This window comes from Paenibacillus sp. J5, from assembly GCF_054955055.1.
Genome location: NZ_JBUEDD010000008.1, coordinates 163,602 through 176,760, shown reverse-complemented (window position 1 = coordinate 176,760; position 13,159 = coordinate 163,602). Strand labels below are relative to the sequence as shown.

The window sequence follows — 13,159 nt, the reverse complement described above, 5'->3', positions numbered from 1 at the left end:
GTGATTGAGAATGTAGAAAATAACGCGATGATGAAAGCGTTTTATACGTCGCGTTATAGATTCATACCGCTTGAGCGGCAATCAGTGTAGAAGTTCACTTAGATCCGGGGAGGTTTTTAGAACGTGAGAAAAAAGGCATTCATTTGGATAATGACTTTGAGCATGATAGTTTCTATGCTACCCTTTTCATCATCGGCTGTTTCGGCTGACAGCGTGACAAGTGTGACAAGTAAAACGATCTATGTTGCTACAAATGGCAATGATAACACAGGTGACGGAACACAAGACAAGCCGTACAAAACGGTCGCCAAGGCGAAAGAAGTCGTAAAGACGCTGCCTAAGACCGGCGGTGATATCGTCGTTCAAATTGCGGATGGATTTTATTCGCTGGATGAAACGCTGGTTTTTAACAAGGATGACTCCGGAAGTGCAAGCAGCACGGTTCGCTATGAGGCGGCACCAGGTGCAAAGCCTGTCATTAGCGCTGGTGAAATGCTGGAAAAAGGGGTATGGACAGAAGCGGTTGGTCTGACCCAGACGGGTGGCTTAAAGGCCTATAAAACGACCCTTAAACGGAACGATAAGCTGCGCGCCATCTATGTAAATGATAAAATCGCCAACATGACGCTGAGCTCGCCGATCGTTTCGGCCAACAGAACTGTCAACGGCACCCCCACAGTCAGCTTTACCGCTGCCGATAACGATTGGGCGTGGCGGGACGGCAACAATATCCGGGCGGGGATCGTATTCGATGCCAGCGTAGGTCTGACGACGGGAACGAAAAATCCTCAAAACATCGAAGCCGAAAGCGTAGGCGGCTCCACTGCCAGATGGGCCAGGCCTTTTGTCACCTTCGCGTCGATCGAACCAGCGCCGGCTGCCAGCAACAAGCCTGATGGCGTCATGCTTCGGTTCCAGATGCCGTATGGAGCGATTTCACAGTCTCTGAGCAATAACACGCAATACAATCCAGGTAACAATCAAGTCATTCGTAATGCTTTCGAGTTCTTCAACAAACGCGGAGATTTCTATTTTGACCAGGCGGAGAGCACGCTGTATTACATCCCGCTTGAAGGCGAAGATATTAATAAAGCCGACGTGGTCATTCCAAAGCTGGAGACGGTTCTGGACATCAGAGGCATTCCTGTAGGCGATCGGTTGAATCCTATTGCAGGCTCGGATGATGGACGTGTCAAACACATCACGTTCAAGGGGCTGAAGTTTGCTCATACCGACTACAAACTGTTTGAACTGACGGGAACCTATACACTTAGCGACGGTTCTGGCAAAGTAACGACTACCTCCCGCGGCTACGCGTCCGTTCAGGGCTCGATCGTGAACACGGTGTACTTCCCTAGCAGCATCAACTGGCATGAGACGTTCTACCGCGGGTATGACATCCCTCCGGCTGCGATCATGATCAACGCAGCGAGGAATATCAAAGTGCTGAATGGCGAGATCATGCTGACCGGATTTAATGGCATCCATGTGGAGAACGATGTCAAGGATATTGAGGTCACAGGCAACTATATCGCAGATACGCTTGCTTCAGGCATTGTCATCGGACATCCGCACCATATCTATGAAAACGATGTGCCGATTAAGCATGAATCCAGCGTTCAGGTCTCTGGCACGCCAATCAGAAGCTGGGCTGGAGTGGATAAGGAAAAGTTCAAGGCGGGTACGGAAGCCGTGCCGGAGAATATTTATATCACGAATAACTTTTTCTTCAGAAACTGCTACGGATTCCCGGGGGCCAATACATTAGCCTCTTTCTACACAACGAATATGCAGGTTCTGCACAACTACTTTTATGACTCTACTTACGGCGCCTTGAGCATCGGCTGGGGCTGGGACGAGTACGATGGATTCGGCTTTACCGCCCAAGGCACCAACAAGACGGGCGGCCCTTACCATGGTACGCATGAAACGAGTGTTGCGAGGTCTCCAGAGATCAGTACGACTTCCAGGAATAACAAAATCAACTATAACCGGGTAGAGGAAATTTGTACGATCGTTAACGACTCCGGAGCCATTTACTCTCTGGGACGGCAGGGAGATCCAGGTACGTTGCCGGGTGGAGGGACATGGGACACCGTCAGCACGTTGACCAACAACCCTGTCACCGACAAGACTAGCAACTGGCATTCTGATAACTGGACGAATTACACCGAGATGAACTACAACTTCCTTGACCCGAATCCAACTGGAAAACCGACGACCTCCAACAACTGGACGAACGGGTTCCATCCCGACGAAGGCAGTACGTTCATTAAGATGATCGGCAACGTTGTACAGTCCAAGCTCTCCCACGCCCCTGGACAGAGCCGACTGTTCGAATTCAACAACTGGAAGCGCAAAAGCGACATGATTGCCATCGAAGGTTATGTGGACGGAGATAACAACCAGAATGGCGGCCCTAGGATTACTTATGACAACTACAAAAGCGAAGCACGCATCTGGCCGGTTAAGGGCAACGAGATCGTTTTGAATTCGGGTCTTACCGACGAATACACGCATATGATCCCAAGGAGTCTCATTGCCGATACCGAATTTGAGCTGGCTTCCAACGTTATCGTGGGTGTAGGCGGTGAAAAGGTGAGCCGCAGAGGTCTGCTCAAAGCGGAAGACACCGTCTGGCTTGCGCCCGCGAACACGACTGTCTTTGAAGAAGGCCCTACGATGACAAAAGCAGCCGGCAACGCGAAGAGCATCAACACGCCAGCTGCCGCGGGACAATACAAATTGTATATCGTCTATGGAGACGGCAGAGCAACCGCCACTTCCAAGTATACGGCTTATGTCGATGCGAGCGAGTCCACAACCAATGTGGAAAATGGGAAAAGCTACGAGGTTTCAGCAGTACGGCCGCTGAAACTGACTTTGAGTAATGACTACATCTTTACGCTTAACGGCACGCCTGTGGCGGATGGGCACGAAATCAATACCGCAGGAAGCTGGACCTTGGTAGGCAGCACTTCGACGCCTGCAATAACCATCCAATTCAGCACTACAGTATCGGTGGCAAACAAGCTGCTCACGTCTGATGTGACAGTAGTTCCTGGCGGGACAGTCAGGTTCAAGCATGATTTGGACGACGCAACCCAAAAAATATGGATTTCCTCGTCGAGCGGCGGACATTTTGATGGCGGCGACGATGAAACGGTAGCTTCTGGAGACGCGCTCGGGATGAAAGCACCTATGTTGCCTGGACCATACATTATTTATGTACTGGCGGCAGACGGCGAAGTACTCAGTCAATCGGACGCTCGTGTTATCGTGAGCGAGACGGCGTCTGTCGACACAGCGGCTGACAAAGCCCTGTTGAGCGTCTTGATCGAAGGCGCTACAGACAAGGACTCCAAGCTTTATACAAGACCAACATGGAAAGCATTTGAACGCGCATTAAGTGATGCCAAAACGGCTGCCTCTAATGCTGAGATCGGGCAGACAGCAGCAGACAATGCCTATTACGCGCTGCGTAACGCGATCAAAGAGCTTCAACTCGTTGGAAAACAGCTCGTGGAAGTGTTCAAGGAAGATTTCGAATCAGGAACGTTGGACCCCGGAAAATGGAAAGGTCAAAACAATCAGGTTTCCGTAACCGATTCTAAAGTAATGCAGTTTGCTCCAACAGCAAACAGCAATGTTAGAGCCCAGACAGTCGAAGAATTTGGCGATATGGAAATGACCTTTGATTTCAACGTGAACTCGGGAACAGGCGATCAAGGATTCTATATCTACTTCAGAACAACGGATCGTACTGTTCCTGCTAATCTGTCCAATCGCAATGGATTCGAACTGGCAATCGGGCCTGGATTCAACCCTAATCTGAGAATTTTTGAGCATGTAAGCAACAACGCTGCCTACCAATTGTCAGGCGGCAGCACGGCTATCCAGCGAGATAGCTGGTACAAAGCCAAGATCGTTATTGAGGAAGGCATGTTGTATACGAAGTTTTGGCCAAGAGACAGTGAAGAACCGACACAATGGACTATGTCCGGTGCCATAAGCAACGGCGCTAAAGAAAGAGGAAAAGGACATGTCAGCTTCGAGTTTTACGGAAATCAGCGCTCAGGCATGATTGATAATGTTGTCATTAAAGAATTCCGTGAGCCTGTATTGACTGAAGAGTATGCAGAAATTAACGGTCCATCTGCGGTTATCGCCGGACATCCGGTTCAACTGTCCATTGGTATCGATAATCTGGTCAAGGGGATCGACGCATTCTCGGTCGAAGTGAATTATGATCCAGCGAAATTCGCGTTCGAAACCCTAACTGATGCAGACGGAGTGGTCAGTCTGGCCGACAGTGCAATAACGAATGTGCATCCTGATTTGAATATTCTTGCTACAGCAGTCAAGCAACAAACAGGAAAGATCCTCATTATTGCTTCAACGAAAGGTAGCCTGTACCAAAATAGTGGTGAGCTGTTTGTGCTGAATGGCAGAGCTGCAAGTAGTGCATCTGCGGGCGGTACGAGCGTGTCCCTCTCTGACTTCGTTGTGACAGCACAAGCCGATGCTCGTAACATCAGCACAGAGGAAGCAGTTCTGGACATCCAAGTGAGAATAACGGATAACTCGGCGCTTGCAGCAGTTATTGAACAAGCTGAAGAATTGCTGAGCAGATCGAAAGAAGGTTCACAACCTGGGCAATATCCGGTTGGCTCCAAAGCCGTATTGCAAGGTGCGGTTCAATCTGCGATTCTTGTCCGGGATAACAATGCTGCAACGGAAAGTGACATCGCGCAAGCGATCACAGCGCTCAAGCAAGCCATCTCTGTGTTCAGAAACAGTGTGATGTCTTATCCTGATGTAAGTAAAACAGAATTGACCAAAGCAATTGAAGCTGCGAAATTGAGGCTGGATACAGCAGAGAAGGGTAACAAAATTGGTCAATATACCTCCGCTGCGATAAGTGCGCTGGATGAAGCAATCCAGCAGGCAGTGGCAGTGAAGAATGATGGTTTAGCTTCACAGTCTACAGTTAACCAAGCCGTTACTGCTCTTCATGAAGCGGTAGGTGTCTTCGCTACTCGAATCGTTACATTTGTACCTGGTCAAACCGCAGTAACCATTCTTGACCTGTCGTACTTGGCGAAATACTACGGTACGAAATCAAGCGATTCGGATTGGATCAAGGTTGAACCGGCCAACCTCTTTGATAGCGGAGAAATTACCATTCGTGAATTGTCAGCCGTTGCCAGAATGATTGTTGAAAACTGGTTGTCGGAGTAATCTTAACCACTCGGAGGCCGGCATGATGCCGACCTCCGTTTTCAAAATCATTAGTTTCTCAAGGAACGAGGCATCTCTGCTCCTCTAAACTCACAGAAAAGGATGAATCCTGCTATGAGACGTAAAGTCCTATTCCTATGTCTATCTCTGATGCTATCGTTATCTTTCATTTCACATACCGCGCTTGCTAAGGATGTTTTCTTTTCCTTGACTGTAGACAATGAACGCCCTGCAGTCGGACAGAAAATCCAGGTTATCGTGACTGGGGACAACTTGACCGATATGTATGGCTATGAAATAAACCTGACTTTTGATACACGCCTCTTGCGTTATGTTAAAGCAGAAAGTTCGTTATCGGGCTTCTCCGTGCCGATGGCGCCAAAGGGCGGAAAACTTGTATTTGCCCATACGAAGGTTAGCAAAGTGGCCGGTGAAAACGGAAAGGCAGTTCTGGCTACGATTACGTTTGAGGTTATAGGGGCAAGCAATAAGCCAACCGCAATCGGTCTTACCGGGGTGGAGCTTGTGAAGAGCGATTTGACCACTACGAATCATGTAACGAACGTAAAGCTGAACGTGATACCGACCGGTAATCCACTGGTGATTTTTAGTGATCTTGCCGACCACTGGGCAAAACAGGAGATCGAGAGGGCTGCCGGACTCGGTTTCGTTAACGGTTATCCCGACGGCACCTTCCGCCCGCAGAACCAAGTAACGCGAGCGGAGTTTATCGTGATGATCGCCCGGGCAATGGAGCTTACGTCCAAAGGCGGCGCAGCGTTCGATTTTACCGATCAGGAGGCGATTCTGGACTGGGCTAGGCCGTTTATCGCTGAAGCTCAATTAGCCGGCGTTATTAGTGGTTACGAGGATGGAAGCTTGCGCCCGAACAGTCTGATTAACCGTAGTGAAATGGCTGGCATGGTTATGCGGGCATTAGATATTGCGCCTGACCAAGGATTGAAGCCGACATTCGCCGATACCGACAGCATTGCAGCTTGGGCTCAGCCCTACGTTGCGGCGGCTGCTGAAGCGGGCCTGATCAACGGTAGAGGCAATAACCGGTTTGTGCCTGCGGCTAATGCAACACGTGCAGAGGCGGTAGTCTTAATTCTGAGAATGCTTGACCTCGATCCGGTCTAACACGATATCAAACACCCTAATCGAATTAGACATATAGGGCCCCACCGGCCGATGCAGGAAACCTTACAACGAGTAGAAGCCCCCGGCGATTGGAGACAGGCAGTCTTTAGCAAAACCGCCGCATCGGGAGGATTCGGGATTTCAAGCTTTGATAAGTCGTGACTCAGTAATAGAGCTACTGTATTAGAATATGTTCCCGATCATAAGAAGGGGCTGTCCAAAAAGCCCCCAAATAAAAAAGTTGGGCGGAGAAACGTAATGTTTTCCGTCCAACTTTTTTGGTTCTTTTGCTTCTGTTGGAAAGTGGCGAAGCGGATGCCCGCCACCTTCAGTAGATTGTGCGCTAGAGCCACAATCCCAAACTCGGTGTGAACCTTCTCCAGTCCTCGCAAGGAGAACCTTCGGAACGACCGGTTGCCCTTGATGTGACCAAATACGCTCTCAACCTCGACTTTACGCCGAGCATAGATCGCAGATTTCTCGTCATCCTCAAGGGCTCTTTTGGCCTTTGCTTTCAGTTCTTCCCATATCGTATTCCAGTGTACCTGACGGTTTCCTTTCGCCTTGGTGCATGCAGGCTTGAAGGGGCAGTTGCTGCAATCTTCACATTCATAGATCTTGAAGCTTTGCTCCAGACCCGATGCATTTTTCTTGGTTTGGTATTTCTTAAAGCGAATATAGCGGCCATTCGGGCATACAAACTGATCATCGTGCGCTTCATACGTCCAGTTTGAGGCATGTCGGATGTCCTTTTTGTAACGACGTGTTTTCTCCTTCATATAGCTGCCGTAAGGCAGGAGCACATCAAAACGCGGTTCTTTTTCTTCTCCTAGCGCATACAAATAGTTTTCCTCACTTCCATAGCCTGCGTCGGCGATCACCGTTTTGGGCATCGGCAAAGAAGACGCTGCGTGGCGCTTCATATGGGGGATGAAGCAGCGCGTATCAGTAGGGCGTTGGTGTAGGCTGTAGAACAGAATGAACTGGTTTTCGGTCGCCATCTGCACATTGTAGCCCGGCTTCAATTGACCGTTTTTCATGTGATCTTCCTTCATCCGCATAAACGTAGCATCTGGGTCGGTTTTGGAGTAACTGTTACGATCACCAAAGATGGTTTTCTGTTGCTCATACTTAGCCAATCGAGGGAGAAAGTCCTCCTGTATTTGTTTCAGCGGTTGCCTCCATGCGCTTCTTTTTCGGCGTAGCTCTTTCCTGTCTTCGCTCCTGCTTGCCTGTGCGATCTGTTCGGTGAAATCCTCGACCTTCTCTTCTAACATGGCGGCTGCTTTTTTAAGCTGGGCAGGGAGTTCCTCAGCGCCTACTGCCGTGTATTCGCCAGCTTCCTGCTCGGCGAGTGCATGAATATGTGCCAGGGTCGCCTGCACCTTTTCCTTGAGCTTCTCTTCGAAGCGCAGTGTGGATTTTTTCCACACAAATGAATACTTGTTCGCGTCAGCTTCGATCTTTGTGCCGTCGAGGAAGTAGTTGTCCATGGTGATGTACTTGTCCGCAATAAGCTTGTGAATCATCGTTTCAAACAGCTCATCCATAAGGGCTTTCATGCGCACACCGCGGAAATCGTTCAACGTGCGGAAATCCGGTTGTTGCATCGCCGCCAGCCACATTGCCGGAATGTTTTCGCGCAGAAGTTTCTCGATGCCCCGGCAGGAGTAGACCTTTTGCGAGTATGCGTAAAGAATGACCTTGAGCATCATTTTCGGATGGTAGGAGCTGCGACCTCCTCCCGTATAATAAGCAAATAACTGCTGGTCAGGGATGGCTTCAATCATCTCATCCATAACACGAGCCACATGATGGTTAGGAATAAGCATCTCCAAATCCAGAATCATCTGAGCTTGTTTGTTGTCGTAGGATTTGAATGTAGGGGCAAGAGGTTGCTTCGCTACGGCCTGCTCTGCGATTTCCTGTAGAGGAAGTGTCAGTTGCATGGTATACTGTTCTGTAGTAGTCATTTGATTACGCAAAGAAATCGTCCTTTCCTAAATGGGTGTGTGGTAACTTCCATTTTACAAGAAAGGACGATTTTTTTGTTCACATTTTTAACATTCAACAAATGGGGGGCCAACAGTCAGTTTTGACTGACTTTCTGGACAGCCCCTTCCGGGATCATATGAGCTTACCAAGCCAACTCAATAGAGCCTGCCTTACGGTTCGATGCCCCATTGCAGTACGCCATTGATATAGGCAGTGACTTTGTTCCAATCGACATACGTTGTATCCGTTGCGTCGAAGGAGTAGTCATTGGTCTGGGTATACGAGCTCCAGTCGTTTTTGGATATACGCAGTTGAATTTCAATAGATTGACCAGCGCCAAGCGAGCCGGCTCCGCTTGTAAATGCGAGCTCAGAATAATAATCTGCGCCCGTTTGTGCAGTCGGGAGCTTCGTGAAGGTGTGCGTAATGTTAGCGCATCCCGCACTGGACCAGTCGCAGAAGAAGCTTTGCGGAAGCTCGCCGTCAATGGTGTAGTAGTATCTCGTTTTGATACTGGACAACGGAATAGCAGTAGTGCCCGTGTTGACGATTTTGATGCGCGGATTGAGCGTGCTTGTTACGGCTGTCGTATTGCCATTGAACATCTGTACTTTGATCGTACCGCTACCGGATGAAGTCGAATCTATAACCGAAATTGCAAGCGTGGCAGCGCTTCCAGCACTGAAGTTGAACGTAAGCGTCGTCGTGCCAACGGGCCGCGCAGCCAGATAGGCTTTTTTGATGGTTACTGTAGAGCCCGATACGGTATAATCGGTGCCGGGAACAAGTGTAGCCGTTCCATTTTTGATGCTGGATAACGTATTGCCGTTCAAGGTCATCGCAACTTGAATGTCGGCCTGGTTCGCCGTTTTCTTATCAAATGTAGAGGTCGTTGGGGTAAGGGTGGAGTTGTTCGTTGTCGAGCCGCCCATGCCGCTCATAATCGCATTAATAATGCCTTGCTGGGTGATCGTATTCGTGTACCTATCGAACAATCCGAAGCCGAACTGTCCGTTAAAGCCGTTATCCCAATACACCGGCACAGAGCCATATTTCTTGGACGTTGCAGTTAATGCCTTGGCATAGATTGCACGATACGTATTATTCGTTGCATCGAAGTTGCTTTTATCAATGGAGCCAAATTCGCCGATCACAGCAGGATACCCTTGCACGACGAATTTATCGTAGACGGACTTCAATTGCGATTCCATATAATCCTCTTGACCCCAGGTTGATTTTTTGGAGGGGTTGGTCGCAGTTGCGCCCCATTGCGTAATCGTGCCTGATTCCTCGCCGGCGTAGTCCCAGGGAGAATAATAATGGACGGAGATCATAATTCTTTTCTCAGAGCTCGGAATCGTAGACGAACGGTATGAATCCGTTGGCATGACGAATCCATAATTGCCGACCGTATAATCAATGGTCGTATTCCAGCCGGGAACGAGGAGCCATCTCGCGCTGTTATTGCTGCCGGTCTGTCTCACCGTATCCACGAAAATCTGGTTATAGGCATTCAGGTTAGAATAATAAGACAGGTTGGGCGAATTGTAATTGCCGTCGAACACCTCGTTCATGGATTCAAAGATCAAGCGCTCATCATAATTCGCAAATGTATTGGCGATTTGCTCCCACACCTTTTGATATTTGGCCCGAATGGTGGCTTGATTGCTTGAATTGACGAGCAGCCAGGCGCCATTGACGGAATTGAAGCCGTCTCCATGAATGTTGATAATGACATACAAGCCTTCGTTGTAGGCATAGTCGACAACCGTTTTTATTCTGTTCAACCAGGCAGCGTTGATGGTGTAATTGGGTGCGCTTCCAATTAGATTCAGATACGACACCGGGATACGGATGGTTTTGAAGCCGGCTGCTTTTACCGTTTGGATGAGTGCTGGCGTTATCGTCGGGTTATTCCATGCGGTTTCACTGGGGATGCCATTGACGCTGGCTTCGAGCTGGTTGCCGAGATTCCAGCCTGCACCCATCTCGGCTACGATCTGGGAAGCGTTCAACTGTCTGAAATCGGCTGTCGGCGCGGCCGACGCTGTTGAACTCCAGCCGGAAGCGGCTGCTGAAATGGCTAGAACTGCAGCTAACATATACAATTGGATCACTTTCACTTTTAACCTCATCGGATATACCTCCTTATTTTCTACAACTGAGCACAACGAATACCGGGAACGATGTTCCAACTCCTTTCTATTTGTTCGATTGAATTTTTCTGCATGAAGTAGGAGAGCTATAATGTATCTTGATTATATATAAATTAACATATTTTTCAAACTATTATTTTATTTAGCTTTCAAAGAAGTGGCTACCTAGAGAAATGCCGCGGACCAGCCCGCTTAAGGGTATCCTTCACCGCCTTTTCGCCCCGTGCTGCATTACTTTCTCTTGACGTATCCCGGTACGCCGTGCGAGCAAGCGCCTTGCCCGGAACGAAAATTCGGCAACATCTGCTCCCGTCGGAGTTTGAAGACGCATCCTAGTAACTCTATCCTAATTTCGCCCGCCTATCACCTTTACTTCTTCTTAGCAGGTCTCCATTTAAAGCCGCAATTCATACAGCCGTTTACAATATCGTTTCTTCCAGCAAACCCAACTATAATTCCTAATGGCAGCGATAGAAATAGGGATAACATCCCCAATGAGCTGAATACTTGGAGCAGTGCGTATAAACGGTCGCTTGTACTGGAGACAAAGGCGAAGCCGGTCAAGACAATAGGCAAAATACCGAGCAGAATCATAATCGCAAGCGTCTTGAACATATTGGCGAAGCTGTACCCCCGTTTATTCGCTACGACCTGCTGTGACTTGCATTTGCGGCACAGAACGGCATGAACATGATGGGCAGGCTGAGGCTGACCGGCCGCTCTCCCTGCTTGGCTGACGGCTTGTGGGCTAACGACTCTTGCTTGCCCGCTAGCCGTTCTGTTAGCCTGTTGGGCCGGCATTGACCTATTGGGCGGATTGAGAGTCGTTCTTTTGGTATCGCGTTGCATTTCTTTTGTACCCTCCTAATGGATGTTTGTAGGCAAATAGTACGATTCGACAAATCCTTCCAAAATCCTCCTTGATGCCTTTATAAGGCTAGCCGCATTCTCATTCACAGTAGATAACAAGGCTGCTGCTATGGATAGCGTAGTCGTGCAAGCTCAGCAGAGCACGTACCCTATATTTTTATGTAAACGCTTCAAATTCATCGTGGACAAATCGCAAAACGGATGTTATATTATTTCTACAGGAAACAATATTATTTTCAGTGAATACGAAATTCATTGAGAATAAGGTGTAGCGCCAAACATACTACATGCGCTCAACGCAACAGGCTTCGCGCCTGATGGACGCTTGGGCATAGCGAAAGGGATGGTAACCTATGAATTTCATCGAGACTACGCTTGAATCCTTTGATGGCACCAAGCTTTATTACAGCAAAAATATTGTCCAGGATGCGAAGGGGGCAGTGGTCATTGTTCATGGCCTGTGTGAGCATGCCGGGCGTTATGATTATGTGACGGATAAGCTGAATGCGCGTGGACTCAACGTATTCCGCTTCGATCATCGCGGTCATGGAAGATCGGAAGGGAAGAAGGTCTATTACAGTGATTTCCATCAGATGATTGATGACGTTAATACAGTTGTCGAGTCGGCTCTGCAAGAGAGCGGCGAGCTCCCGTTGTTTGTCATCGGGCACAGTATGGGTGGGTTCGCGACGACTTCCTTCGCGACCAAATATCCAGGAAAGGTCAGAGGGATTGTCCTGTCTGGAGCATTGACCCGCTACAATACCAAGGTGGCTGGCGAATTGCCGATGGATCTTCCTCCGGGTACCTACTTCCCGAATGAACTGGGCGACGGTGTATGCAGTGTTCCTGAGGTTGTGACCGCTTACGCGAATGATCCGCTGGTGGAGAAGGAAATTTCTGTAGACTTGTTTAATTGCCTGGGCTACGGCGTGGAGTGGTTGAAGGAGCATGCCAAGCAATTTGTAGAGCCGGTTCTTGTCCTGCATGGAGCGAACGATGGGCTGGTAAGTGAACTCGACTCACGTGAATTCTACGGCGAGATTGCTTCCACAGATAAGACGCTGAAGATTTACGCGCATCTCATGCATGAGATTTTCAATGAAACGGCTCGTGATGAGGTCATTGAGGATTCCATTACCTGGATTGAAAAACATCTCTAATTTCGGTACATTAGAATAGAGATTATGAGGATGAAAGGGATTACCGATGAAATTGGATTGGATGGGCAACCATCGGGCTTTAATTGAGAAAATTATCAAGTATGGCAACGCCTATTCCAACACGTACAAGCTGCAGCGCAGTTACGGCACGGACGTTATGTTCTCCGCCGCGCAGATTCAGACGCTGGAATATATTTTGGAAGCTGAGGATCAGGACGAGAAGATGTCGGAGATGGCGGCTCGTCTTGGGGTCAGTCGCAGCACCTTCTCCAAGAATGTAAAAAATCTAATGGAGAAGGGATTGCTTGAGAAATATCATCTAAGCGGCAACCGCAAGGACATTTACGTTAAGCCTTCGGCAAAAGGGCGCGAGGTGTATGCCAACTACACGGCATTTGTACGTGAGCTTTGCTTTGATGAAGTTTTCAAGTATGCAGACACCATCTCCGAGGCGGACAAGGAAAGCTTTACTCGTATTATGGATGTTCTAGCAGATGCGCTCGTCTGGTACGGTGAGAAGGAGCAAGGCCCGCGCAAGCTGATCAAGATCAACGAAGACTAGGTCGTGTCTGAAACCCCGTTCAAGGGCAT

At 48.8% G+C, this 13,159-nt stretch carries 7 protein-coding genes; 4 read left to right on the top strand and 3 right to left on the bottom strand.

What is annotated here, in order from left to right:
• Positions 1-123: 123 nt before the first annotated feature.
• Positions 124-5,241 (top strand): DUF4972 domain-containing protein, encoded by a 5,118-nt coding sequence (locus ACY1JZ_RS16095; RefSeq protein ID WP_462630101.1) that lies wholly within the window; start codon positions 124-126, stop codon positions 5,239-5,241.
• A 114-nt stretch (positions 5,242-5,355) separates the two neighbouring features.
• Entirely contained in the window at positions 5,356-6,384 is a 1,029-nt protein-coding gene (locus ACY1JZ_RS16090; protein WP_462630100.1) for an S-layer homology domain-containing protein, read from the top strand.
• A gap of 200 nt (positions 6,385-6,584) precedes the next feature.
• On the opposite strand, the gene ACY1JZ_RS16085 is transcribed toward ACY1JZ_RS16090, so the two are convergent.
• From ACY1JZ_RS16085 to ACY1JZ_RS16075, 3 genes are all read right to left on the bottom strand, one after another.
• Positions 6,585-8,369, bottom strand: coding sequence for an IS1182 family transposase (locus ACY1JZ_RS16085; protein ID WP_462630099.1), 1,785 nt, complete (start codon positions 8,367-8,369; stop codon positions 6,585-6,587).
• Positions 8,370-8,549: 180 nt separating this feature from the next.
• On the bottom strand, positions 8,550-10,514 hold the full coding sequence (locus ACY1JZ_RS16080) for a cellulase family glycosylhydrolase (protein ID WP_462630098.1): 1,965 nt from the start codon (positions 10,512-10,514) through the stop codon (positions 8,550-8,552).
• Positions 10,515-10,904: 390 nt separating this feature from the next.
• Complete coding sequence (locus ACY1JZ_RS16075) at positions 10,905-11,384, bottom strand: hypothetical protein (RefSeq protein ID WP_462630097.1); 480 nt, start codon at positions 11,382-11,384, stop codon at positions 10,905-10,907.
• Positions 11,385-11,758: 374 nt separating this feature from the next.
• On the opposite strand from ACY1JZ_RS16075, the gene ACY1JZ_RS16070 reads away from it, so the two are divergent.
• Entirely contained in the window at positions 11,759-12,568 is an 810-nt protein-coding gene (locus tag ACY1JZ_RS16070) for an alpha/beta hydrolase (RefSeq protein ID WP_462630096.1), read from the top strand.
• 46 nt (positions 12,569-12,614) lie between these two features.
• Positions 12,615-13,130, top strand: a complete 516-nt coding sequence (locus ACY1JZ_RS16065; RefSeq protein ID WP_462630095.1) for a MarR family winged helix-turn-helix transcriptional regulator — start codon at positions 12,615-12,617, stop codon at positions 13,128-13,130.
• Positions 13,131-13,159 lie beyond the last annotated feature (29 nt).

Excerpts from the sequence above, each read along its gene's own strand:
- ACY1JZ_RS16090 (WP_462630100.1), top strand. The coding sequence starts at position 5,356 with ATGAGACGTAAAGTCCTATTCCTATGTCTATCTCTGATGCTATCGTTA.
- ACY1JZ_RS16080 (WP_462630098.1), bottom strand. The coding sequence starts at position 10,514 with ATGAGGTTAAAAGTGAAAGTGATCCAATTGTATATGTTAGCTGCAGTT.
- ACY1JZ_RS16070 (WP_462630096.1), top strand. The coding sequence starts at position 11,759 with ATGAATTTCATCGAGACTACGCTTGAATCCTTTGATGGCACCAAGCTT.
- ACY1JZ_RS16065 (WP_462630095.1), top strand. The coding sequence starts at position 12,615 with ATGAAATTGGATTGGATGGGCAACCATCGGGCTTTAATTGAGAAAATT.
- ACY1JZ_RS16075 (WP_462630097.1), bottom strand. The coding sequence starts at position 11,384 with ATGCAACGCGATACCAAAAGAACGACTCTCAATCCGCCCAATAGGTCA.